This window comes from Roseomonas aeriglobus (assembly GCA_016937575.1).
GTDB lineage: Bacteria > Pseudomonadota > Alphaproteobacteria > Sphingomonadales > Sphingomonadaceae > Sphingomonas > Sphingomonas aerigloba.
The window spans coordinates 1,609,151-1,633,811 of record JAFHKN010000002.1 but is presented as its reverse complement, the minus strand read 5'-3'; the positions used below and the strand labels follow the sequence as shown (position 1 = coordinate 1,633,811).

At 65.7% G+C, this 24,661-nt stretch carries 23 protein-coding genes; 17 read left to right on the top strand and 6 right to left on the bottom strand.

Annotation, left to right across the window (positions count from 1 at the left end; genetic code table 11):
• Positions 1–39 precede the first annotated feature (39 nt).
• From JW805_08210 to JW805_08195, 4 genes are all read left to right on the top strand, one after another.
• Positions 40–846, top strand: a complete 807-nt coding sequence (locus JW805_08210) for a MotA/TolQ/ExbB proton channel family protein (GenBank protein ID MBN2971998.1) — start codon at positions 40–42, stop codon at positions 844–846.
• Between the two features lie 147 nt (positions 847–993).
• Entirely contained in the window at positions 994–1,431 is a 438-nt protein-coding gene (locus JW805_08205; protein MBN2971997.1) for a biopolymer transporter ExbD, read from the top strand.
• 32 nt (positions 1,432–1,463) lie between these two features.
• The gene (locus JW805_08200; protein ID MBN2971996.1) at positions 1,464–1,886 is read left to right on the top strand and encodes a biopolymer transporter ExbD; all 423 of its coding nucleotides are present in this window, start codon (positions 1,464–1,466) and stop codon (positions 1,884–1,886) included.
• A gap of 123 nt (positions 1,887–2,009) precedes the next feature.
• Entirely contained in the window at positions 2,010–2,288 is a 279-nt protein-coding gene (locus JW805_08195) for a DUF1467 family protein (protein MBN2971995.1), read from the top strand.
• Here the strand turns inward: JW805_08195 and JW805_08190 are convergent.
• The gene (locus tag JW805_08190; protein ID MBN2971994.1) at positions 2,278–3,774 is read right to left on the bottom strand and encodes a M28 family peptidase; all 1,497 of its coding nucleotides are present in this window, start codon (positions 3,772–3,774) and stop codon (positions 2,278–2,280) included. The genes JW805_08195 and JW805_08190 overlap by 11 nt on opposite strands.
• A 166-nt stretch (positions 3,775–3,940) precedes the next feature.
• On the opposite strand from JW805_08190, the gene recA reads away from it, so the two are divergent.
• From recA to JW805_08175, 3 genes are all read left to right on the top strand, one after another.
• Complete coding sequence (gene recA / locus JW805_08185) at positions 3,941–5,011, top strand: recombinase RecA (protein ID MBN2971993.1); 1,071 nt, start codon at positions 3,941–3,943, stop codon at positions 5,009–5,011.
• A gap of 157 nt (positions 5,012–5,168) precedes the next feature.
• Positions 5,169–6,077, top strand: a complete 909-nt coding sequence (locus tag JW805_08180) for a class I SAM-dependent methyltransferase (protein MBN2971992.1) — start codon at positions 5,169–5,171, stop codon at positions 6,075–6,077.
• A gap of 21 nt (positions 6,078–6,098) precedes the next feature.
• A complete protein-coding gene (locus JW805_08175) occupies positions 6,099–6,725 on the top strand; it encodes a glutathione S-transferase (protein ID MBN2971991.1) in 627 nt (208 codons plus the stop codon).
• Positions 6,726–6,775: 50 nt separating this feature from the next.
• Here JW805_08175 and JW805_08170 read toward each other — a convergent pair whose 3' ends face one another.
• Positions 6,776–8,098, bottom strand: coding sequence for a dicarboxylate/amino acid:cation symporter (locus tag JW805_08170; protein ID MBN2971990.1), 1,323 nt, complete (start codon positions 8,096–8,098; stop codon positions 6,776–6,778).
• Positions 8,099–8,176: 78 nt separating this feature from the next.
• Here JW805_08170 and JW805_08165 point away from each other — a divergent pair, with 78 nt between their 5' ends.
• The gene (locus JW805_08165) at positions 8,177–9,424 is read left to right on the top strand and encodes an aminopeptidase P family protein (GenBank protein MBN2971989.1); all 1,248 of its coding nucleotides are present in this window, start codon (positions 8,177–8,179) and stop codon (positions 9,422–9,424) included.
• Positions 9,425–9,457: 33 nt separating this feature from the next.
• On the opposite strand, the gene JW805_08160 is transcribed toward JW805_08165, so the two are convergent.
• Entirely contained in the window at positions 9,458–11,110 is a 1,653-nt protein-coding gene (locus JW805_08160) for a hypothetical protein (protein MBN2971988.1), read from the bottom strand.
• An 82-nt stretch (positions 11,111–11,192) separates the two neighbouring features.
• Between JW805_08160 and alaS the strand changes: the two genes are divergently transcribed.
• Positions 11,193–13,835, top strand: a complete 2,643-nt coding sequence (gene alaS, locus JW805_08155) for an alanine--tRNA ligase (protein MBN2971987.1) — start codon at positions 11,193–11,195, stop codon at positions 13,833–13,835.
• 39 nt (positions 13,836–13,874) lie between these two features.
• Here the strand turns inward: alaS and JW805_08150 are convergent, their stop codons facing one another.
• Together JW805_08150 and JW805_08145 are read right to left on the bottom strand one after the other, a co-directional pair.
• Positions 13,875–14,432, bottom strand: a complete 558-nt coding sequence (locus JW805_08150; protein ID MBN2971986.1) for a hypothetical protein — start codon at positions 14,430–14,432, stop codon at positions 13,875–13,877.
• Between the two features lie 89 nt (positions 14,433–14,521).
• The gene (locus JW805_08145) at positions 14,522–16,294 is read right to left on the bottom strand and encodes a cation:proton antiporter (GenBank protein ID MBN2971985.1); all 1,773 of its coding nucleotides are present in this window, start codon (positions 16,292–16,294) and stop codon (positions 14,522–14,524) included.
• Between the two features lie 160 nt (positions 16,295–16,454).
• Here JW805_08145 and JW805_08140 point away from each other — a divergent pair, with 160 nt between their 5' ends.
• Positions 16,455–16,976, top strand: a complete 522-nt coding sequence (locus tag JW805_08140; GenBank protein ID MBN2971984.1) for a hypothetical protein — start codon at positions 16,455–16,457, stop codon at positions 16,974–16,976.
• A gap of 9 nt (positions 16,977–16,985) precedes the next feature.
• Here the strand turns inward: JW805_08140 and JW805_08135 are convergent, their stop codons facing one another.
• Positions 16,986–18,209 carry an NADP-dependent isocitrate dehydrogenase gene (locus JW805_08135; GenBank protein ID MBN2971983.1) on the bottom strand — a complete coding sequence of 408 codons (1,224 nt, stop codon included), beginning with the start codon at positions 18,207–18,209 and terminating at the stop codon, positions 16,986–16,988.
• Between the two features lie 115 nt (positions 18,210–18,324).
• Between JW805_08135 and JW805_08130 the strand changes: the two genes are divergently transcribed.
• From JW805_08130 to frr, 7 genes are all read left to right on the top strand, one after another.
• Positions 18,325–19,011 carry a phytanoyl-CoA dioxygenase family protein gene (locus JW805_08130; GenBank protein ID MBN2971982.1) on the top strand — a complete coding sequence of 229 codons (687 nt, stop codon included), beginning with the start codon at positions 18,325–18,327 and terminating at the stop codon, positions 19,009–19,011.
• 78 nt (positions 19,012–19,089) lie between these two features.
• A complete protein-coding gene (locus JW805_08125) occupies positions 19,090–19,836 on the top strand; it encodes a phosphatidylserine decarboxylase (protein MBN2971981.1) in 747 nt (248 codons plus the stop codon).
• Positions 19,820–20,659, top strand: coding sequence for a phosphatidylcholine/phosphatidylserine synthase (locus JW805_08120; protein MBN2971980.1), 840 nt, complete (start codon positions 19,820–19,822; stop codon positions 20,657–20,659). The genes JW805_08125 and JW805_08120 overlap by 17 nt, the downstream gene beginning before the upstream one ends.
• 484 nt (positions 20,660–21,143) lie before the next feature.
• A complete protein-coding gene (gene rpsB, locus JW805_08115) occupies positions 21,144–21,959 on the top strand; it encodes a 30S ribosomal protein S2 (protein MBN2971979.1) in 816 nt (271 codons plus the stop codon).
• A 156-nt stretch (positions 21,960–22,115) separates the two neighbouring features.
• Entirely contained in the window at positions 22,116–23,045 is a 930-nt protein-coding gene (locus JW805_08110; protein ID MBN2971978.1) for an elongation factor Ts, read from the top strand.
• 248 nt (positions 23,046–23,293) lie between these two features.
• Positions 23,294–24,022, top strand: coding sequence for a UMP kinase (locus JW805_08105; GenBank protein MBN2971977.1), 729 nt, complete (start codon positions 23,294–23,296; stop codon positions 24,020–24,022).
• 3 nt (positions 24,023–24,025) lie between these two features.
• The gene (gene frr / locus JW805_08100; protein ID MBN2971976.1) at positions 24,026–24,583 is read left to right on the top strand and encodes a ribosome recycling factor; all 558 of its coding nucleotides are present in this window, start codon (positions 24,026–24,028) and stop codon (positions 24,581–24,583) included.
• Positions 24,584–24,661: the final 78 nt, after the last annotated feature.

The following is a 24,661-nucleotide window of genomic DNA, read 5'->3' as shown; positions in this document are numbered from 1 at the left end:
TCACCAAGATACGCTTTTCGTAAAAGGACCAACCGAGCAATGATCACCACCATTCTCGCCGCGGCAACCAACGGCGCGGCAGCGGGCGAAAACCCGTACGGCCTGTGGGCGGCACTGGAACAGGGCGGCACGATCGCCTGGACCGTGTTCCTCATCCTCTGCGCCTTCTCGATCGTTTCGTTCTACATCATGTTCACGAAGCTGTTCGAGCAGCAGAAGGTCATCAACCAGGCCAAGCGCGTGCGCACCGGCTTCTGGACCTCGAACTCGCTGCGTGAAGGCGCCGCCAAGCTCGAGAAGAACTCGGCCTATCGCCAGATCGTCGACGACGGCATCACCGCGCAGGACCAGCATGCCAAGCTGACCGATCCGGTCGAAGCGCACGACTGGCTGCACGGCTCGCTCGCGCGTTCGGAAGCGGCGATCAACGCCAAGCTCGGCACCGGCCTCGCCTTCCTCGCGACCGTCGGCGCGACCGCGCCGTTCATCGGTCTGTTCGGTACGGTTATCGGCATCTACCGCGCGCTCATCAAGATCGGCGCTGCCGGTCAGGCGTCGATCGACGCGGTCGCCGGCCCGGTCGGTGAAGCGCTCATCATGACCGCGCTGGGTCTGGCCGTCGCGGTTCCGGCCGTGCTTGCCTACAACTGGCTGCAGCGTCGCAACAAGTCGATCGCGGAAGACCTGTCGGCCTTCTCGAACGACGTGCTGGGCTTCCTGGCCTCGAACGGCGCCGTCCGTCCGACCGCCGCTGCCAAGACCGCCCCGGTGAAGCCGGCCGCTCCGGCCAAGCCGGCTGCGACGACGACCGCCGGCCAGACCGGTGGCGTGCAGACCAAGGCGTAATGGGACTGCCGGGATCGCGCATCCGTCGGGTGCGCGATCCCGGACCAGCCCCGCACGGTTCTTCAGGGAGCCGCAAAGGGCCGACACGTAGAATAGGAAAAGCTCGCAATGGCGATGAGTTCAGGTGGTGGCGACGACTCCACCCCCATGTCGGACATCAACACGACGCCGCTCGTCGACGTCATGCTGGTGCTCCTCATCATCTTCCTGATCGCGGTCCCGGTCGTGGTCCAGTCGATCCCGCTGACGCTGCCGAAGGTCGCGTATGAAGTGACGACGACGAAGCCGGAAAACGTCCTGCTCGCGGTCACCGGCAACGGCGATCAGTGCACGGTGGCCTGGGGCATGACCCCGGTGACCAGCCAGGAACTGCTCGACCGCGGTGTTGCCAAGCTCAAGGGCGTGGTTGATCGCCTGGGGTCCAACATCACCCCGGACGACATCCCCGAAGTGCACATCCGCGGTGACGTGAACACGCCGTACAAGTGCATCGGTGGCGCGGTCTATACGATGCAGGCCGCCGGTTATGCCAAGGTCGGCTTCATCTCCGAACCGCCCGCCGGCACCGGCACGGTTCGCCAGTAAGCCGCTGCGGCACAGTCTAGGAGTATCTCGAAATGGCTATGAGCGGCGGCAAGGACGACGGCGAGCCGATGATGGAAATGAACACGACGCCGTTGATCGACGTCATGCTCGTGCTCCTCATCATGTTCATCATCACCATCCCGGTTCAGACGCATGCGGTGAAGGTCGACCTTCCGCAGAATTCGAACAACCGACAGGATATCCAGTCGGACAAGAACACGCTGACGATCGACCCGCAGGGCCAGACCTACTGGAACGGCGCGCCGATCGACGAGGTGACGCTGCGCCAGTATCTCGACCGCACGGTCGTGATGGCACCGCAGCCCGAACTGCACTTCCGTCCGGACCCCTCGGCCCGGTACGAGAAGGTCGACCAGGTTCTCGCGATCATCAAGCGCGCGAACGTGTCGAAGCTGGGCTTCGTCGGCAACGAACAGTATCGCAACGCCTTCTGATCCTTCCCGGATTGGACCCGCGACGCGGAAAGCGAGGGGTGGCTCCGGCCGCCCCTTTTTTTGTGCGTCGGCGGTGCGACACGCCTGTGGGCAGCGCCGCCGTCTCGCGCTAGGACCGCGGCCATGCGTTGGACATCCGCCCTGGCCATCTACGTCCTGTTCTGGGCGTTCTCCGTGTTTCTCGTCCTGCCGTTCGGCGTGCGCACGACCGACGAAGTGGGGGGAGACCGTATCCCCGGTCAGGCCGACAGCGCGCCACATCATTTCCCGGCCGGCCGCATCGCGTTGCGCGTGACGATCGTCGCGACAATCCTGTTCGGTGTCTATTACCTGAACTACGTCAATGGGTGGGTGACGCCGGAGATGCTCGACTGGACGCGCGGCGAGGACGCTAAGGGGTAAGGCCGAGCTGGGCTTTCCCGCCGGCTTTCCATCCCGGCGCCGTATCCTGGCTCGCGACGCGATCGACCAAGGTGTAGAAAAAGCGATTGAAGTCGGTCGCGGCCTTCCAGTCGATCGGCTGCTGCAGATCGTCCTTCGGCGTATGGTAACCGGTCACGTACCAGCGGCGATAGATCGCCTCGCTCGGACTGCCGGGTCGATAGCCGAAGACGAAGCTGGTCGCGGGCACGCCTGCCTGAAGGAACGGCCAATGATCCGAACGGCGAAGCAGGTTACGCTCGGGTTCCGGATCGGCCTGAATCGCGACGCCCATTCCCTGCGCCACCGCGCGGGCATCGTCCCCCAGGGTCGTTGCGTCGAGCGCATGAACCGTCAGCAACTCGAGCGGGAAGATCGGCCGCAGCTGGTCGAGGTTGATGTTCGCGGCCATCCGCGAGCGCGGAATGGTCGGGTGGTCGAGGAACCAGCGCGTGCCGAGCAGCCCCTTCTCCTCGCCGGTGACGATCGCGAAGAGGATCGGTCGCCGAAAGCCCTTGCCGCCGCGCCGTTCGGCCAGTCGCACCAGCAGCGCGACATAGGCGGCGTCATCGAGCGTGCCGTTATACAGTCCGTCGCCGTCGACCGGTGTGCCGTGACCATAGCCGTCGAGATGCGCGGTCAGGACGATGGCCTGGTCGGCGAGGGCAGGGTCGGTGCCGGGCAGGATGCCCAGCACGTTCGACGCGCCGATGCTGCGGTGGGTCATCGTGAACGTCGCGGCAAAGCTCGCGGTCAGGTCGAAGGCGGGGAGGGGACGGCCCGCGCTGCCGGCGGCGATCAATGCGGCGGCGTCCTGACCGCTCCCCGCCAGCACCGTCGTAAGCGCGCCCGCGCGGAGCGTCATCTGTGGCAACGATGCGGGCACGACCAGGCTGCTGCGCAATCGTACCGCGCGGGCATAGGCATAGGGCCACCGCGGGGGCTCCACGGTAAAACCCGGGTCGGCGATGGTGATCAGCCCCTCGGCGCCGCCTTTGCGGAGTGCCGCGATCCGGTCGGCCGGGGACGGCATGCCCGGCCGCCGCGACCCGTGGCACAGGACGATCTTGCCGCGCACGTCCCCCAGGGCCTCGGGCGCGCAATAGCCGCGGTAGGCAAGGGGGCGATCGATCGCGGCAGGCACCTGGCCGGGCAGGGCGTACAGATCGTGAAGAAAACGCAGCGGCCGTCCACCGACCTGGATCGTCGCGCGAGAAATCGCCATTTCCTCCATCGGCACGTGCTGGAACCAGCCGCCGCCCTCGCCCGCGGGCTGGACGCCCGCTCTGGCCAGGCGCGCGGCGACCAGTCTGGCGGCGCGCTCATGTTCCGCACTGCCCACGTCGCGGCCGCCCATCGCATCGTTCGAAAGCGCAGCGGTAGTGGCCCACCAGGCTCGCGTGTCCGGATCCGCGGTTGCGGGAGCAGCCTGAAGGAGCAGAGCGGCGACAAGGGCGACGAGTGGCACGGGCGGAAACCTCGATCGGATGATGCGCGGACGAGTGTGGCGGAAAGGTTCGATTTGACCACAGAAAAATCGATGTTCCGCCCTTGTTCTCGTGGAACATAATCAGTACATAGACGCAGTTAAGTTGAACCGGGCGGATGGATGCCCTAGCGACGGAGCTTCCCACATGGCAGCGAACCTGAAGGTCATCGACAGCGGCATGGCAACGAATTCGGATCGGCAAAAGGCACTGGATGCCGCCCTCGCGCAGATCGACCGCGCGTTCGGCAAGGGCTCGGCGATGAAGCTGGGTCAGAAGGAGGCGATGCAGGTCGAGGCGATCTCGACCGGATCGCTCGGGCTCGACATCGCACTTGGCGTCGGCGGCCTGCCGCGCGGCCGCGTGATCGAGGTCTATGGTCCGGAAAGCTCGGGCAAGACCACGCTTGCGCTGCACGTGATCGCGGAGGCGCAGAAGAACGGCGGGACCGCCGCATTCGTCGACGCCGAACACGCGCTCGACCCCGTCTATGCGAAGAAGCTGGGCGTCAACATCGACGAACTTATCGTCTCGCAGCCGGATACCGGCGAACAGGCGCTCGAGATCACCGATACCTTGGTCCGCTCGAACGCGATCGACGTGCTGGTGGTCGATTCGGTTGCCGCCCTTGTTCCGCGTGCGGAAATCGAAGGTGAGATGGGCGACAGTCACGTCGGGCTTCAGGCACGTCTGATGTCGCAGTCGCTGCGCAAACTGACCGGCTCGATCAGCCGCTCGCGCTGCATGGTGATCTTCATCAACCAGCTGCGCATGAAGATCGGCGTGATGTACGGCAATCCGGAGACGACGACAGGCGGCAACGCGCTGAAATTCTATGCGTCCGTCCGCCTCGACATCCGCCGCACGGGTCAGATCAAGGACCGCGAGGACATCATCGGCAACGCCACGCGCGTAAAGGTGGTGAAGAACAAGGTCGCCCCGCCGTTCAAGCAGGTCGAATTCGACATCATGTATGGCGAAGGCATCTCGAAGATCGGCGAGATTCTGGACTTGGGCGTGAAGGCGGGCATCGTCGAAAAGGCGGGGGCGTGGTTCAGCTACGACAGCATCCGCATCGGCCAGGGCCGCGAGAACGCCAAGACGTTCCTGAAGGAGAACCCGGAACTCATGGACCGCCTGGAAAAGGCGATCCGCCAGCGCACCGAAAAGGTCGCAGAGGAAATGATGACCGGCCCCGACGCGGACGACGATCTCTGATCGTTCGCCGCGTCCACGTCGCACCGGCCGGCGGCCGGTCGCAGGGCAAGAATCGGGAGGGCTCGTCCAGCGTGGGCGAGCCCTTTCGCGTTTGGGCAAAAGTTGAGAACGGCCGTGCCGCACGTCTCAACTTTCTCAACTTAGCCAGGGGTCGAGAGTGACCAACGCTACAGATTGGACCGGGCGCGTCGGTGATGTGTGGGCAGCGGAGTGGCGACGCACGGACCGCAGTTTCGCTGATCTATCCCGCCGCCTCGATGCCGCCATCCTTGCCGCGGCGCCGGAGGGACCCTTCCGCGCACTCGACATCGGGTGCGGCGCGGGCGGCACAAGCCTGGCGCTGACAGCGGCCCGGCCAGATGCGGCGATCATCGGTGTCGATCTGTCCGAACAGCTGGTGGCGGTTGCGAACGAACGGCACTCCATAGCATCGCGTCTGTGCATGCGGGAACCGCGGGCGGCCGGTGATCCGCAGGAAGGCCATGCGCTTACGCCGGCGCGGGAGCGCGGGTCGCATCGGGCCGACGCTATATTTCTTGCAGGCGACGTTCTTGACCTCGCCGCCACCCATGCGCCTTTCGATCTGCTCTATTCCCGTCACGGCGTGATGTTCTTCGACGACCCCGTCGTCGCCTTCGCCACGCTTCGACAGGCAGCCGCACCCGGCGCGAGCCTGGTTTTCTCGTGCTTTCGCGCATGGACCGACAACGGCTTCGCAACGGCCCCAGCGAAGGCGCTTGGCCTGGCGCCGCCCGGCGAGGGCCCGGGGCCGTTCGCCTTCGCCGATCGCGACCGTGTCGCGACCATCCTGGCGACGGCCGGATGGCGAGGCGCCGAGGCCGTGCCGGTCGATTTCGCCTATCGCGCCGGCGCGGGCGACGATCCGTTGGGCGACGCGCTCGATTTCCTGCAGCGGATCGGACCGGCTGCCGCAGCGTTGCGACAACAGCCGGACGGGGACCGGGCCGGGTCCGTGGATCGGTTGCGCGGCGCCATCGAGCGTTACTGCACTGCGGACGCGGTCGACTTCCCCGCCGCGGGCTGGATATGGTCGGCCATTGCCTGACCGATAAGGGAGAGGATGCCGATGACGCTGACCGTTCACCATCTCGAAAACAGCCGATCGCAGCGTGTGCTGTGGCTGCTCGAGGAACTGGACCTGCCTTATACGGTCAAGCGCTACGAGCGGAACCCGGTGACGATGCTGGCGCCCAGCGAGCTACGCCAGGTTCACCCGCTCGGCAAATCGCCGATCCTGACCGATGGCGAGCGCACCATCGCCGAGACGGGCGCGATCGTCGAATATCTGGTTGAAAAGGCGGACGGCCGGCTCGGCGCGCCCGCGCATCGTGACGGGCTGCTGCGCTACCGTCATTTCCTCCATTATGCCGAAGGGTCGCTGATGCCGCCGCTGCTCCTGAAGCTGGTGCTCGGCCGTATCCCGTTCCTCGGCAAGCGCGGGCAAAAGCGCATTCAGCCGATGATCGACGTGCATCTCGACTGGGTCGAACGCGAGCTTGCCAGCCGGGCATGGTTCGCCGGCGACGCGATGACTGCCGCCGACGTGATGATGAGCTTCCCGCTGGAGGCTGCGCGCCACCGCGCCGGGCTCGACGCCGGCCGCCCAGCGACGGTCGCATGGCTGGAAAAGATTCATGCGCGCCCCGCCTATCAGCGGGCGTTGGCGGCCGGCGGCCCTTACGCTTACGCCTGATCGAAGCGTACGGTCATGCCGGCTCGGCCCGGCATGACCGTGAAAATGCCTCAGATCTTCCGAAAGCTGTCGAAATCCTCCGCCGGTCCATGGCCGCTCGGCGCCGTTGGTGCGTCGATGACCGGGCTTTCGATTGGATCGAGCCGATCGCCCTCCCACTTGGCGATGACGGTGGCGGCGACGGCGTTCCCCACGACGTTGGTTGCCGATCGGCCCATGTCGAGGAAATGGTCGATCGCCAGGATCAGCAGCAGGCCTGCTTCGGGAATATCGAAGAACGACAGGGTGCCCGCGATCACGACCAGGCTGGCGCGCGGAACGCCGGCGATGCCCTTCGACGTGACCATCAGGATCAGCAGCATGGTGATCTGGTGACCCAGCGTCATTTCGATGCCGTAGGCCTGCGCGATGAACATCGTCGCGAAGGTCATGTAGATCATCGACCCGTCGAGGTTGAACGAATAGCCGAGCGGCAGCACGAAGCTGGCGATACGCGGCGGCACGCCGAACCGGTCGAGTGCCTCCAGCGTGCGCGGATAGGCGGCTTCCGATGACGCGGTGGTGAAGGCCAGCAGCAGCGGATCGCGAATATACTTCACCAGCAGGCCCGTGCGCTTGCCGACCAGCAGGTAACAGATGCCGATCAGCACGCACCACAACAGCCCGAGCGCGATGTAGAAGGTGAGCATGAAATAGCCGAGCGTGCCGAGGATCTCGGGCCCCCGCTCCGCCAGCGTCGCGGTCACCGCCGCGAACACCGCGAAGGGGGCGAAGCGCATGACGTAGTTGGTCACCTGCAGCATGACCTGCACCAGCGCCTCAATCCCTTTGACCAGAGGCGCGGCCTTCTCGCCGACCGCGGTGATCGCGACGCCGATGAAGACCGAGAAGATCACGATCTGCAGGATTTCGTTGTTCGCCATCGCCTCGATGCCGGAGGCGGGGAAGACGTGGGCGACGAAATTTTTGAAATCGAACGCAGCCTTGTCGACGCCGCTTGCGGCATCGGCCGGCGGGATCGGGATACCGAGGCCCACGCCAGGCTGGAACAGGTTGACCAGGATCAGCCCAAGCGTCAGCGACAGCAGGCTGGCGCCGACGAACCAGAGGATCGACCGCAAGCCGACGCGGCCCAGCGCCGCGGTATCCCCCATGTGTGCAATGCCCACGACCAGCGTCGAGAAGACGAGCGGCGCGATGATCATCTTGATCAGGCGCAGGAACACGGTGGTGACGATCGACAGATAATAGGCGATCGACTTCAGCGTCTCCTGTCCGGCATCGCCGCCGGCGAAGATCGCGTTCAGCACCAGGCCGCACACGATGCCGGCGATCAGCGCGCCGAGAATGTAATAGGTCAGCCGCTTGGCCAAAGAATCTCTCCCCGAAAGTGCCGCGCAGGGAAGGGGATTGCGACCGCGCGGTCAAGCACCCTATCGTTCGAAACCATGATCCTGACCCGTCGCACCCTTGTCGCCGGCGCCGCCGCGCTGCCGCTTTTCATCCGTCCGGGGCTGCTCCGCGCCGCCGAACCGGATCTGTCGGCGTTGCGCGACCTGACGACCGACGCGGTGCCGATCGGTGCGGCGGAGCGCGCAAAGCGGGTCGCGCGGGCGCAGGCTCTGATGAAGGCGAGCGGCATCGGCGCGGTGCTGATCGAGCCAGGATCGAGCCTGATCTACTTCACCGGGGTGCGTTGGGGGCGCAGCGAGCGGCTGACCGCGGCGGTCCTGCCGGTCGAGGGCGAGGCGCTGGTCGTGACGCCCTTCTTCGAGGAGCCTTCGGTCCGCGAATCGCTCGGCGTGCCCGCAGAGGTGCGCGTGTGGCAAGAGGACGAGGATCCGTTGAAGCTGGTCGCCGCCTTCCTGAAGGAGCGAAAGCTCGACGCCCGACCGATCGGGATTGAAGAGACGGTGCGCTATTTCGCGGTCGATGGTCTGCAGCGCGCGCTGCCGAACGCGCGGCTCGTATCGGCCAATCCTGTCGTGCGCGGTTGCCGGATGATCAAGACATCCGCGGAGATCGCGTTGATGCAACTCGCAACCGACGTGACGATCGCGGCTTACCGCTTCACCGTGCCGCGGGTCGAAGTCGGAATGACCGGCGCGGAGATCGGCGCGATGATGAGCGCTGCAACTCGCAAGCTCGGCGGCAGTCCGGAATTCTCGATGGCGCTGGTCGACGAAGCCGCTGCTCTGCCGCACGGGACGCGCAAGCCGCAGGTCGTCAAACAGGGGTCGGTCGTTCTGATGGATTGCGGCTGCACGGTGCAGGGCTATCAGTCGGACGTCTCGCGAACCTTCGTGAAGGGCAGTGTGCCGGCGGCGGTGCGCAAGATATGGGATGATGTCCGGGCGGGGCAGGCGACCGCCTATGCCGCCGCGCGGATCGGCGCCACTGCGGGCAGCGTCGATGATGCGGTGCGGGCGAGCTACGAGGCGAAGGGCTATGGTCCGCGCTATCGGCTGCCGGGGTTGTCGCACAGGACCGGGCACGGCATCGGGATGGACGGGCATGAGCCGGTGAACCTCGTTCACGGCGAGACCACGCGGTTGGCGGCGGGGATGTGCTTTTCGAACGAGCCGGGGATATATCTGCCGGGCAGGTTCGGCGTGCGCCTGGAGGATTGTTTCTACATGACGGCGGCAGGACCGACGTGGTTCAGCGAGCCGCCGGCGTCGATCGACGCGCCCGTTTGAAAGCCCTCTCTCCCGAAGGGGAGAGGGAGGTCGTTAGATCATCCCGCGCCCGAACATCGCGCGCTTGCCACGCCATCCCGCCAGCGCGTTGCGCGCATCGCGCCCGGCAGCGCCCGCATTCCCCAGCGCCGCTTGCGCGCGCGCCCGGATCGACAAGGTCATGGGATCGTTCGGCCGCCGCTTCAGCGTCGCATCCGCCTCCGCCAGCGCGGCGCGAGCGTCCCCCATCGCCAGCCTGGCTTCGGCCAGTGACCGCCGCGGCGGATACCACCACACCGGCGGGTCGGAATATTGGGAGATCGGCTTGGCCTCCTCGATCTTGGCCGCCGCCGCATAGAATTTTGCCGCCTTGCGCGGATCGTTATCGAGCATCGCCGCGCGTCCGCCGAGCACAAGTGCGGCGATCTTTGCCAATCGCTGCCCAGACGTATCGTCCAAGCCGCGCAATTGTCGGTTGATAGCATCCGCTTCGACGCGGACTTCGGTCGCCTTGCCCTGCCGCGCCAGCGCCTCGCCGCGAGCATAGTGCCAGAAGGCGCGTGCATAGGGCAGCTTGGGTTGGGGCAGGGAAAGCACCTTGGCAGGCTCGGCGAACCGGCCTTCGGCGGCGTAGCCCATGCCGGCGATGGCCTGCCAGAACACCGATCCCTCGTCGCGCCGTGTTGCCACGTCGACCAACGGGTCGCTGAGCAGCAACGCGGCATCCTTATCGCCCGACATCATCGCGCCGCCGACGCCGAAATGGACGTTGTGCGCGTGATAGGGCAGGTCCCAGACACCGTCCGGCCCGGTCATCCCCAGCCGCTTGCCGTTCTCGATGCCCAGCTTCACCGCCGCGACATTGGCGTCGGCGGCGTCCTGGTACCGGCCGATCCAGTAGTAAGTGTGGCTCGGCATATGAACGAGGTGGCTAGCCTTGGGTGCCAGCGCGCGCAGGCGGTCGGCATAGGGTGTCGCCCGGTCAGGCACGTCGGCGATTTCGGTCGCGTGAATGTAGAAATGGATCGCCGGCGAATAATCCGGATCGCGCGCCAATGCGTCTTGCAGAAGGACGATCGAGCGGTCGATCATCGGCCGGCCGTCCTTCTCCCGCGTACCCGCCAGCAGCATCGCGTCCGCGGCAAGCGTGCCGATGGCGACGTCGGTCGGATGGGCGCGCGCGAGTGCATCCATCGCGTTCGCATAGGCGATCGCCCCCGCATTCGGCTTGCCCGGCTGATACCGCAACACCAAGGCGTCCGTCAGCGCCCGTTCGAGCGGCGTGCCCGAAGTCGCCGCCAGGGCCTGCGCCTGCTTCGCGCGGATCAGCAGCTTTGCGGTCTCATCCGGCTCGCTGTCGTAATTGAGCGTCGGCCCCGACGCCCAGGCGTCGCCCCATGCACACATCGCACAGCCGGGATCGAGCCGAGCCGCTTCCTGCATCGCCGCAATCGATGCCTTATGCGCGAAGGCGGCACCCAATTGCATGCCGTTGTCGAAGAACGCCTGTGCCGCGGGCACCTTGGTCGAGATTGTCCAGCCACCCTTGCCATATCCCTCCAGCAAGGTCGGTCGCTTTGCCGCAACGTCATCGCCACCGCAGATCGGGTGCGCGGACGCGGGCGGCGCCTCCGTCTTCGGCAGGTCCTGCGCGCCCAGGGCGGGCATCAGGAGTGCGGCCAGCGCCCCCGTCACGTGCAGTCGCATCGTCCTTCTCCCCCGGTTCGTCCCGACCCTACCACGTTCGGGCGCTTGAGTGCAGCCCGCGCCTCGCCTAAGCGCAACGCCCATGACTTCGACCAACGACATCCGCCGCTCGTTCCTCGACTATTTCGGCAAGGCCGGGCATCAGATCGTGCCCTCGGCGCCGCTCGTTCCGCAGAACGACCCGACGCTGATGTTCGTGAACGCCGGCATGGTGCCGTTCAAGAACGTGTTCACGGGTCTCGAAAGCCGGCCCTATTCGACCGCGACCTCGTCGCAGAAGTGCGTCCGCGCCGGCGGCAAGCACAACGACCTCGACAATGTCGGCTATACGGCGCGGCACCACACCTTCTTCGAGATGCTCGGGAATTTTTCCTTCGGCGACTATTTCAAGGAACAGGCGATCACGCACGCCTGGACGCTGCTAACGAAGGAATGGGGGCTGCCGGCAGAGAAGCTGACGGCGACCGTCTATCATACCGATGATCAGGCGTTCGACCTCTGGAAGAAGATCGCCGGGCTGCCCGAGGAGCGGATCATCCGCATCCCGACCAAGGACAATTTCTGGGCGATGGGATCGGACGGACCGTGCGGGCCGTGCTCGGAGATCTTCTACGACCATGGCGACCATATCTGGGGCGGCCCTCCAGGCTCGCCGGAGGAAGACGGCGACCGCTTCGTCGAGATCTGGAACCTCGTCTTCATGCAGTTCCTGCAGGAAGCGGACGAGATCGTCGGCGACCTGCCGCGTCCGTCGATCGACACCGGCATGGGTCTGGAACGCGTTGCAGCCGTGCTTCAGGGTGTCCATGACAACTACGACACCGATACCTTCAAGGCCCTGATCGCGGAAAGCGGCGCGCTGACCGGCACGGCGACGACCGGCGACAATCAGGCGAGCCACCGCGTGATCGCCGATCACCTGCGCTCGGCCGGCTTCCTGGTTGCCGACGGCGTCCTGCCGGCAAACGAAGGCCGCGGCTATGTGCTTCGCCGCATCATGCGCCGCGCGATGCGTCACGCGCACCTGCTGGGTGCGAAGGACCCGCTGATGCATCGTCTGGTCCCCAGCCTGGTCGCCGAGATGGGCGGCGCCTTCCCCGAGCTCGTCCGCGCCCAGCCGCTGATCGAAGCGACGCTGTTGCAGGAGGAAACGCGTTTCCGCCGCACGCTGGCGAATGGCCTGAAGCTGCTCGACGAGGCGACCGGCGACATGGGCGAAGGCAGCACCCTGCCCGGTGCGACTGCGTTCAAGCTCTACGACACCTATGGCTTTCCCTATGACCTGACCGAGGATGCGTTGCGTCCGCAAGGCATCGCGGTTGACCGCGCCGGCTTCGATGCCGCGATGGCCGAGCAGAAGGCCGCCGCGCGCGCCGCGTGGAAGGGGTCGGGCGCCAAGGCGTCGGACGACGTGTGGTTCGACATCGCCGAAGAGGGGGCGACCGAATTCACCGGCTACGCCAACGACGTCGGCGAGGGGCAGGTCATCGCCCTCGTCAAGGACGGCGCGCGCGTCGACAGCGCGACGACCGGCGAGACGGTCGAAGTGCTGGTCAATCAGACGCCTTTCTATGCCGAGAGCGGTGGCCAGGTCGGCGATGCCGGCACGATTACCGGTGACGGCGTATCGGCGACCGTTTCAGATACGCAGAAGCATGTCGGCAAGCTCCACGGCCATGTGGCGACGATCGACAGCGGGACGCTGAAGGTCGGCGATACGGTTCGCCTGACGATCGATCGCGATCGCCGTGCGCAGATTCGCGCCAACCACTCCGCGACGCATCTGTTGCACGAGGCGCTGCGCCAGCGTTTGGGAACCCACGTCGCGCAGAAAGGCTCGCTGGTCTCGCCCGACCGGCTGCGCTTCGACGTGTCGCACCCGAACAGCATGTCCGCGGCCGAGCTCAGCGACGTCGAAACGCAGGTCAACGCGCAGGTTCGTGCAAACACGCCCGTCACGACGCGCCTGATGACCCCCGACGATGCGATCGCAATGGGCGCGATGGCACTGTTCGGCGAGAAATACGGCGACGAAGTCCGCGTCGTTTCGATGGGCACCGACGATGGGGGCAAGACCTATTCGGTCGAGCTGTGTGGCGGCACGCACGTCAGCGCGCTGGGCGAGATCGGGCTCCTGAAGATCGTTGGTGAAAGCGCGGTCAGCTCGGGCGTCCGCCGCATCGAGGCGCTGACCGGCGAGGCCGCGCGCGGATATCTCCAGTCGCGCGACGACAAGTTGAGGGAAGCGGCAGCGGCGCTCAAGGCATCGCCCGACGAGGTCCCGGCGCGCGTCGCGACGCTGGTGGAAGAGAAGCGGCGGCTCGAGCGCGAACTGGCCGAGGCCAAGAAGGCATTGGCGCTCGGCGGTGGAGGCAAGGCCGAAGCAGCCGGGCCGGAAACGATCGGCGGGGTCGCTTTCGTCGGCCAGGTGCTCGACGGGTTCGAAGCAAAGGGTCTGCGCGGCGCGGTCGACGAGGCCAAGGGGCGGATCGGATCGGGCGTTGCGGCCCTCGTTGCGGTGAACGACGGCCGCGCGACGGTCGCGGTCGGCGTGACCGACGACCTGAAGGATCGGCTGAATGCGGTCGATCTGGTGAAGGCTGCGGTTGCCGCGGTCGGCGGGCAAGGCGGCGGTGGTCGTCCGGACATGGCGCAGGGCGGAGGGCCAAACGGCACCAATGCTGCGGCAGCGCTCGACGCGGTCCGGGCAGCGCTTTCCGCGTAAAAGTGCCCCTCCCCGGATAGGGGAGGGGCCACATCATGATTACGCCCCGGCGGTTGCCGCGGTGAACTCAGCCGCGGTCAGGCCGATGACGAGCCCGACCCGACCCGTCGCGAACCCGCCCTTGGGCAACCGTACGTCCTTGCCCGCGGTGGTTGTCAGCGTCACGAATTCGGCATCCACCGCCTTGATCGTGCCCAGTTTGGTCGTCCCGTCGCGAGCGAACACTTCGGTGCCCGCGGTGAGGCGGGTCTGCAGTTCCGCCGCGGCTTTCGCCTGTTGTTCGACGAAGCTTGCATCCAGCTGGGCCTTGGTGAGGGCGATGATCGGGCCGGTCGGTGTCGGCGTCATCGCGTTCAGCGGATAGCTGACCTTGTTCGTGCCGGTGTTGATGACGGCGAGATCGCCGTTGATCGCCTCGATCGTGCCGACCTCGCCGTTCGCCGTATCCTTCACGGTCACACCGACGGCCGGGCCTTGCGGCGCGGTCTGGGCAGCGGGGGCGGGCGTCGCAGGCGCAGGAGTCGCAGTGGCAGTTTGGGCCAGCGCGGCCGGCGCCGCGGCAGTGCCGAGCAGCAGGGCGGTCGCGAAAAACGTCATGGTCTTCTCCAGTCTTGGTGTTGGATCGCAGGGGTAACGATCCGTGACTGGATACGGTTTCCGGGCTGAACTGTACCTGTCTTCCCCGTTCAGCCGAGTTCGCCCGTGCGGCGGACACGACGGATGCGCGGTTCGCGATCGAGGTCGGCGGCGGCCTTGATCTGCTGGCGCATCTCGTCGCGCTTTTCGTGAATGGAGGCGATGACCGGCCCCATCGCGACGCCGATATCGACCAGAACGGCTTCCGACAGCTGAAGCGAGCTTTCGAGCGTCTCTGGCACCGCGTCGGTGACTCCCGCCTTGTAGAGTTCGGCGGCATGGGCCGCGTCACGGGCGCGGGCGATGATCGGCAGCTTGGGCACCCACGCCCGCACGCGTCGCGCCAGGCTGACCGTCAGTACCGGATCATCCATCGTCAGGATCAGCGCATCGGCGTGGCCCAGCCGCAGGCGATCGACCATCTCCGAGCGCGCGACATCCCCGAAAATGACCGGATAGCCCTGCTTGCGCGCGGCGTTCACGCCATCGATGTCGGCATCCACCGCAACGAACGGTTTGTTATGGACCCGCAGCATGTCGGCCACCGTCCGCCCGACGCGCCCGAAGCCGATGATGACGGTGCCGGGGCGATCGGTATCGACCTCAGGATCGGCCATTCGCTCCTGCCGGTCGATCCGTCGCGCGATGCCTTGGCCGGCCTTGGCAAGGAGGGGTGTGATCGTCAGGCCGATTGCGGTCACCGTCGTCCAGAAGGCGGCCGTCGAAGGCTGGATGAGGGCGGCCTGCGTGGCTACGCCGAGCACAATTAGCGTGGTTTCCGAGGGGCTCGACATCAGCACCCCCGTTTCCGCCGCGGTGCCGGTGCGCGTGCCGGTGAACCGCAGGACACCGGTCGTGACCACGATCTTGACCGCCATGACGCCGATGATCGCCGCCAACAGCGACGGCCAGTTGGCCATGATCAGTCGCAGGTCGAGCCGCATGCCGACCGTGAGCAGGAACACGCCGAGCGCCAGGCCCTTGAAGGGCTCGGTCATCACCTCGACCTCTTCGCGATATTCGGTTTCGGCGATCAGCAGCCCGGCAAGCAGCGCGCCGACGATCGGCGACAGGCCCGCAGCGGTCGTGATCAGGCTGGCGACGATGACGACCAGCAGGCTGGCGGCGAGGAAGAGTTCGGGGTTCTTGGTCCGGGCCGCCTGCGCGAACAGTCGCGGCAGGACGAATCGCCCCGCGACGTACAGCGCTGCGACGGCGATCGCGCCACGGATCGCAACCGTACCCAGGTTCGCCCAGCCGTCCGCGCCTGCGGTCGGCGCCATCGCCCCCAGCGCGAAGATGATCGGGACGAGCGCCAGATCCTCGAACAGCAACATCGCGAACGCCGGCCGCCCGACCTGGCTTGCCGCACCGACGAGGGGAAGGACCAGCGCGGTCGACGACAGCGCAAGCGCCAGGCCCAGCCCGATCGACCCGGCCCACGCCTGGCCGATCAGATGCAGCCCAAGCGCAATGACGGCGGCCGCGACAAGCAATTCGAACGCACCCAGGCCGAACACCAGCCGCCGCATCGTCCACAGCCGCTTGAACGACAGCTCCAGGCCGATCGTGAACAGGAGAAGGATGATGCCCAGCTCCGCGAAGGGCTCGATCGACTCCGGATCGCTGATCGTGACGTAATATAGCCACGGCGCCTGCGGCATCAGCGTGCTCAGTCCCGCCGGGCCGACGAGGATACCGACGAGGATGAAGCCGATGACCGGGCTGATGCGAAACCGCGCGAAGGCGGGGATGACGATCCCCGCGGCACCGAGGATGACGAGAGCGTCCGAAAACTGGTGATTGCCGAGGTTGAGCGCCATGCCGGCCATTATGAACAGGATCGCGACGCTGTCATGACCGAAACGATCGTCGACGGCGTTTCTCGTTCGGAAATGTCCGGCCGGGGCCGGTTAAGCAGCTTTCTTCGCGAACGGGCAAGGACCACGGATTAGGCACAGAGCGTCCGATTCGGAGGAAGTGATGACCGTGGTCCTGCTCGCTCCCGTGCTGCTTCAGGCCGCGGCCTCGCTCCCGTCCGCGCCGCCCGCGCCGCCCGCGCCGCCTTCTCCTGCCGCGCGATTGAGCTTTCCCGTCTTCCAAGGCCCGGTGGCCGCAGAGGAACGGTTTCAAATCGACTTCAGGTTGCGCTCGTCGGAAGGCGTACTGGCCGAGGAGACCGTGTCGATCGGCACGCGGACCGGCGCCAATTGGCAGAAGAGCGTGACCGAGCCGGCGGATGACAGCTGCCGTGACGTCCAGTTGATCCAGCCCAACCGCCGCGAGATTAACGTGTCGCTGACGCCGGCCCGGTCGACCGCTCCGGGCGGGCGTCCCGATACGAACGGTATCATGTATGTCATCGTCCGGTGGACGCGACCGGTCAGGGGACAGTGCAATGCAGTGCGGATCGTCGAGACTCGCGGCGCCGTGCAGCTTGTGCCGGGGAGGGCGGCCACGATCGAAGGCGACGGCGGACTCGTGGCCGAGTTTCGCCGTCGCTGACGTCGTTCTCTACTGCCAGGCAGCCATCTTGTTCTCGAGGTTCTGGCGGACCGCCTCGAAGAACTGTTCGGTCGTCATCCACGGCTGATCCGGGCCGATCAGGATCGCGAGATCCTTGGTCATCTGACCGCTTTCGACCGTCTCGATGCAGACCTGTTCCAGCGTCTCGGCGAAGCGGGTGACGTCGGGCGTATCGTCGAACTTGCCGCGGAACTTTAGGCCGCCGGTCCAGGCGAAGATCGACGCGATCGGGTTGGTCGACGTCGCCTTGCCCTGCTGGTGCTGGCGATAGTGGCGGGTAACGGTGCCATGCGCGGCTTCCGCCTCGACCGTCTTGCCGTCCGGCGACAGCAGGACCGAGGTCATCAGGCCGAGCGAGCCGAAGCCTTGTGCGACCTGGTCCGACTGGACGTCGCCGTCATAGTTCTTGCACGCCCACACGAATTCGCCGCTCCACTTGAGCGCCGAGGCGACCATGTCGTCGATCAGGCGATGTTCGTAGACGATGCCGGCTTCCTTGAACTTCTCGGCAAAGCCTTCGGTGTCGAACACTTCCTGGAACAGGTCCTTGAAGCGGCCGTCATAGGCCTTCAGGATCGTGTTCTTGGTCGACAGATACACCGGCCACTTCAGGTTCAGGCCGTAGTTGAACGAGGCACGCGCGAAGTCGCGGATCGAGTCGTCGAGGTTGTACATGCCCATCGCGACGCCGGCCGCGGGGAAGTTGAACACGTCCTTCTCGATCTTCTCGCCGTTCTCGCCTTCCCAGACCATGCGCAGCTTGCCCGGGCCCGGCACCTTGAAATCGGTCGCGCGATACTGGTCGCCGAAGGCGTGACGGCCGACGACGATCGGCTTGGTCCAGCCCGGGATCAGGCGCGGGACGTTGCTGATGACGATCGGCTCGCGGAAGACGACGCCGCCCAGGATGTTGCGGATGGTGCCGTTCGGCGACTTCCACATTTCCTTGAGATTGAACTCCTCGACGCGCGCTTCGTCCGGGGTGATCGTCGCGCACTTCACGCCGACGCCATATTCCTTGATCGCGTTCGCCGAATCGATCGTGATCTGGTCGTTGGTCTCGTCGCGCTTCTGAACCGACAGATCGTAATACTTCAGGTCGATGTCGAGATAGGGCTTGATCAGGCGCTCACGGATCCATTCCCAGATGATCCGCGTCATTTCGTCGCCGTCGATCTCCACGACGGGCGTTTTCACCTTGATCTTCGCCATGCTCTTTTCGTCCTTAAAACGAGGGTTTGACGGCGCGTCTAGGGGAGGGGGCCGCAGGGATCAACCGTGCCGAGAGGATCGTTGCGATCGCTGGTGCGCACGCTTAGCTGTCTGGATGAGCGACACTGTCGACAGACGCCCCCTGACGTTGGCCGCAGATGGCGCGCAGTGCTACGTCGGAGCGGCATTGCCCGACCTGACGACCTTGCACGCAATTGCCGAAGCGATCCCGCAGGATCGTGCAGGCGTGCGATTGCATGGCATCGCATCGCTCAGGTCGGTCCTGCGTGCTCCGGGTAACATCGGGGCGCTTGTCACGAACCTGCTGGGCCCAGATGCCCGCGCAGTCCGGGCGATTCTGTTCGACAAGTCGCCAGCGACGAATTGGTCGCTCGGGTGGCATCAGGATCGGACCATTTGCGTGCGGAACAGGGCGGACGTGGATGGCTTCGGCGCCTGGACCATGAAGGCAGGATTGCATCATGTCGAACCGCCTTTCGGCGTGCTGGCTGGTATGCTGACCGTGCGGGTGCATCTGGACGACGTGCCGGATTCGAACGCGCCGCTCTTGATCGCACCCGGTTCGCATCTCCTCGGCCGGATTCCGGTCATGGCGGTTCCCGATGCGGTCGACCGTTGTGGAATCTATCGATGTACGGCCCGGGCAGGCGATGTCTGGGTATATGCGACGCCAATCCTTCATGCCTCGGATGCGGCGATCTCGGCTAACCACCGGCGCGTTCTTCAGGTCGACTTCTCGGCATCCGACCTTCCGGCCGGTTTGCAGTGGACCGGCATCTGACGTTCGCCGCCGCGCGCCGGATCGATACCTCCGCATCCGGCGTTGTCAGGGGATGCCACGACGTCTAATCGAACCATAATGACTTCGCTTTCCAAGCCCGAAGGCCCCGGCGGCCTGCCCGTTACGACGACCGTCAAGTGGCGGTTTCCGAGCGTCCACCCAGAGGGACGGAAATACACGATCATCGCCGGCGGCCTAGCCCTACTCGCGCTGTGGCTGGGTGGTTGGTTCTGGGCGTGGCCGTTCATCGGCCTGACCATCTGGGTCGCCGCCTTCTTCCGCGATCCGATCCGGACGACACCGCAGGGGGAGGGGCTGATCGTCTCGCCCGCCGACGGGCTCGTCACGATGATCGAGCGCGTTCCGGTGCCGCGGGAATTGGCCGGGCCGCAGGGGCTGGGCGATGCACCGCTCGTGCGTGTGTCGGTGTTCATGTCGGTGTTCGACGTGCACATCAACCGTACGCCGATCTCGGGGACGATCCGCCAGGTCGTCTATATCTCGGGCAAATTCCTGAACGCCGATCTCGACAAGGCGTCGGATGAAAACGAGCGACAGCATTTCGTGGTCGAGGGCGCGGACGGGACGAAGGTCGGCTTCACGCAGATCGCAGGTCTCGTGGCACGGCGGATCATGACCTTCACCAAGGTCGGCGATATCGTCGCGGTCGGACAGCGCATCGGCCTGATCCGCTTCGGCAGCCGCGTCGAGGTCTATCTGCCCGACGGCTATGAGCCGCAGGTCGCGCTCGGTCAGCGCGCGGTGGCCGGCGAGACGATCATCGGCCGTGTCGGCGTGCAAAGGGCCATTGGCGTTGCCCAGTGAGCCGCTCCGCGAGCCGCGCTTCGCGCTGAGGCGGCGGGACCGCACCGAGCGGGCGGACCGTGGCATCCCGCTGCGGGCGTTGGTGCCCAATGCAATTACCGCGCTGGCGCTCTGTGCCGGTCTGACCGCGATCCGCTACGCGATCGGTGGCGACTGGGAGCGGTCGGTGATCTTCATCATGGTCGCCGCGGCTCTCGATGGAATCGATGGGCGTATCGCGCGGATGCTGCGCGGTGAAAGCCGGTTCGGTGCTGAGCTCGATTCGCTCGCCGACGCGATCGATTTCGGGGTCACACCGGCAATCGTGATCTATCTCTGGTCGCTTCAGGCCGAACCCCGGATCGGATGGATCTGCGCGCTGGTGTATGCCGTGTTCGCCGCGCTTCGTCTGGCGCGCTTCAACGCCCGGATCGACGTCGCCGACCAGCCCCATAAATCGGCGGGGTTCCTGACCGGCGTTCCAGCGCCGGCCGGCGCAGCGCTCGCGCTATTGCCGATGTATCTCTGGTTCGTCACCGGCGAGCCCTGGCTGCGATCGCCGTGGCTGATGGCGCCGTGGATCGCACTGATCGCGGTGCTGATGGTGTCGAGCCTCGCGACATACAGTTGGTCGTCGCTGAAACTGCGCCGGAATATCCGGTTCGAAGCGATCGTCGTGATCGTCGCGGTGGGGGCCGCCGTGATTTCCGCCCCCTGGCAGACGCTGAGCGTCGTGACGATCCTGTACCTTCTGACGCTGCCGTTCAGCGTCCGGTCGTACGCGAAGATCAGGCGGCAGCGCGCTGCGGCGATCGCGGCGATGCCGCCAGCCCCTGCACCCTGACGTTGCGAAGATTGCTGCGCGCCGGAACCGGCGCCGGCAACAACGGGGTGACGACCGGACCGTTGACGAGCAGATCCACGATGCGCGCATATTGGGGCGCAATCGTTGCCCAGATCGCCCAGGCCGCAGCCACAAAAGCCGCACCGAACACTGCGTATGAGAGAATTGCCATCACCCTCAGGCTCCCTGCCGAGCTTCGTTGACCCGAAACTCAATGAATCCAGACGCTTGACCACATAAGTTGTTCCGAAAAAGTCGGAACATCCGCTCTGTTCGGGCGGTGATGCCTTTATGTTCCTCTATCGTTCCGGGTGTCAATCTCTTTTTGTTCCACTTAGAGCGCTTGCATCGTTCCGAAACTTGGACTAAGCGCGCCGCCTCAACCCCGCATGGGAAGCACATAACCCGGTGCCCGCCGGCGCTTTGAGCGCATCACACGGCCGGTCATCGCTTCCCAGAGGCTTAACCGGAAAGGACCTATCCTATGGCGGCTCCTGTCGTCTCCATGCACGCGTTGCTCGAATCGGGCGCTCACTTCGGCCACCAGACCCACCGCTGGAACCCGAAGATGAAGCCGTACATTTTCGGCGATCGCAACGGCGTGCACATCCTCGACCTGTCGCAGACCGTTCCGCTGTTCGCGCGCGCGCTGGAATTCATCAGCTCGACCGTCGCCGGCGGCGGCAAGGTCCTGTTCGTCGGCACCAAGCGCCAGGCGCAGGAGCCGATCGCGGAAGCTGCGCGCAAGGCCGGTCAGTATTACGTCAACCACCGCTGGCTCGGTGGCATGCTCACCAACTGGAAGACCATCTCGGGGTCGATCAAGCGTTTCAAGGCGCTGGACGAGCAGCTGTCGGGTGACACCACCGGTCTGACCAAGAAGGAAGTCCTGCAGCTGACCCGCGAGCGCGACAAGCTCGAGCTGTCGCTGGGCGGTATCAAGGACATGGGCGGCGTGCCGGACATCATGTTCGTGATCGACGCGAACAAGGAAGAGCTGGCGATCAAGGAAGCGAACACGCTGGGCATCCCGGTCGTCGCGATCCTCGATTCGAACGTCAGCCCGGACGGCATCGCCTTCCCGGTCCCGGCGAACGATGACGCAAGCCGTGCGATCCGCCTGTACTGCGAAGCCGTCGCGATCGCGGCGACCCGTGGCAACCAGCAGGGCCAAGCCAACCGCGGCGTCGACATCGGCGCGATGGACACGCCCCCGGCCGAGGAAGCGCTGTCGAGCGATCCGATCGTCGAGCAGGCCCCGGCCGCTGCCGAAGGTGAGCAGCAGGCCGCAAACGCTTAAGGGTTTAAACTCACTCGGGACAGGGGCGTGACGATCACGATCCTCGTCTCGAGCGAGTTTGAATCCTCAGCGTCGCTGAACCGTAACATCGGCGGGGCAGGGCGCACACACGCTCTGTCTCGCCGCGTTCGTATTTAACTCAGAAGGAATTTCGACATGGCCGACATCACGGCTTCGATGGTCAAGGACCTGCGCGAGAAGAGCGGCGCGGGCATGATGGACTGCAAGAAGGCGCTGGCCGAGACCAGCGGCGACGTCGACGCCGCCATGGACTGGCTGCGCACCAAGGGCCTCGCCGCCGCCGCCAAGAAGTCGAGCCGCACGGCCGCCGAAGGCCTGGTCGGCGTTGCGGTTGCCGGCACCAAGGGGGCTGCGGTCGAAGTGAACTCGGAAACCGACTTCGTCGCGAAGAACGACCAGTTCCAGGATTTCGTGAAGGAAGTCGTCCAGATCGCGCTGGCCAACGGTGACGACGTCGAAGCGATCAAGGCCGCTAAGATGCCGTCGGGCACGACCGTCCAGGACGCGCTGACCAACAACATCGCGACGATCGGCGAGAATCAGTCGATCCGCCGTGCGAAGCGCCTGGAAGTGTCGAAGGGCGCGGTCATCCCCTACGTCCACAACGCGCAGGCCCCGGGTCTGGGTAAGATCGGCGTGCTCGTCGCGCTCGAATCGGACGCGGGTGTCGACGTGCTCGAGCCGCTGGGCAAGCAGATCGCGATGCACGTTGCGGCCGCTTTCCCGCTGGCGCTCGACGAGAGCGGTCTCGATCCGGAAGTGCTGGAGCGCGAGCGCGCCATCGCCCGTGAAAAGGCCGCCGAGAGCGGCAAGCCCGCCGACATCATCGAGAAGATGGTCGAAGGCGGCGTGAAGAAGTTCGCCAAGGAAAACGCCCTCCTCAGCCAGCTGTTCGTGATGGACGGCAAGACCCCGGTCGCCGACGTCGTCGCCAAGGCGGGCAAGGACGCCGGTACGACGATCGTGCTGAAGGACTATGTCCGCTTCCAGCTCGGCGAAGGCATCGAGAAGGAAGAGAGCGACTTCGCTGCCGAAGTGGCGGCGACGGCCGGTCTGACGAAGTAAGCATATGCTCCCTCTCCCCGTGGGAGAGGGTTGCGCAGACTTGGCAGCTTGCTGCCTAGTCGGAGCTGGGTGAGGGTGCTCCGCTATCGATAGCGCGATCGGCCTCATCCAAGCTTCGCTAACCAGCGAGCTGGTAAGCTACGCTATCCTTCTCCCCCCGGAGAAGGTTTAAGAGCTTCCCAAAGCGGCGCGGCCCTCCTAGGGTCCGCGCCGCTTCCGTATCTATCGTAACGAGTTATTCCGCACCCATGAACACGCCCCGATTCAAGCGCATCCTGCTGAAACTCTCGGGCGAGGTGCTGATGGGGGACGGCGGCCTGTCGATCGACCCCGACACCATCGGCCGGGTCGCGGCCGAGATCGCGGACGTTCGCGCGCAGGGCTATGAACTGTGCATCGTCGTCGGCGGCGGCAACATCTTCCGCGGCATCTCGGGCGCGGCACGCGGCATGGACCGCGCGACCGGCGATTACATGGGCATGCTGGCGACCGTGATGAACGCGCTGGCGGTGCAGAACGCACTCGAACAGATCGGCGTCCAGACCCGCGTGCAGTCGGCGATCCCGATGGCGAGCGTCTGCGAACCCTTCATCCGCCGTCGCGCCGAGCGCCATCTGGAAAAGGGCCGCATCGTCATTTTCGCCGCCGGCGTCGGCTCGCCCTTCTTCACCACCGATTCGGGCGCCGCGCTGCGCGCTGCCGAAATGAAGTGCGACGCGCTGTTCAAGGGCACGTCGGTCGACGGCGTCTATGATGCCGACCCGAAGAAGGTCGCGTCCGCAACGCGTTACCCGACGGTTACGTACGACCGTGTCCTCTCCGACAATCTGAAGGTGATGGACGCCTCCGCCGTGGCGCTTTGCCGCGACAACAATATTCCGATCGTCGTGTTCAACATCCGCGAACGCGGCAACCTCGCCCGCGTTCTCGCCGGTGAAGGCACCTCGACGGTCGTTCAAGCTGCGCAGGAGAATTGAGACATGGCCGCCTATGACAAGTCCGACCTCGAACGCCGTATGGCGGGTGCCGTCGAAGCGCTGAAGCATGATCTGGTCGGCCTGCGGACCGGCCGCGCGTCGGTGAACATGCTCGATCCGGTGACGGTCGAGGTGTACGGCAGCCATATGCCGCTCAACCAGGTCGCGACCGTCTCCGCGCCGGAGCCGCGCCTACTGAGCGTGCAGGTCTGGGACAAGTCGAACGTCGGTCCGGCCGACAAGGCGATTCGCTCGGCAGGTCTCGGTCTCAACCCGATCGTCGATGGTCAGACGCTGCGCCTGCCGATCCCCGACCTGACCGAAGAGCGCCGCAAGGAACTCGCCAAGCTTGCCGGCAAATATGCCGAGAACGCCCGCATCGCCGCGCGCAACGTTCGCCGTGACGGCATGGACGCGCTGAAGACCGACGAGAAGAAGGGCCTGTTCGGCGAGGACGAACGCAAGCGCCACGAAGCCGAAGTCCAGAAGCTGACCGACGCGACCATCGCCGACATCGACGCGGCGGCGGCGGCGAAGGAAAAGGAAATCCTGGGCAAGTGACCGGTGAACGGCGCACGCGCCGTTCAGGTCATGCCGGTGGCATGACCGGCCGGGCACGCATTGCGGGGCGGCCGGCGT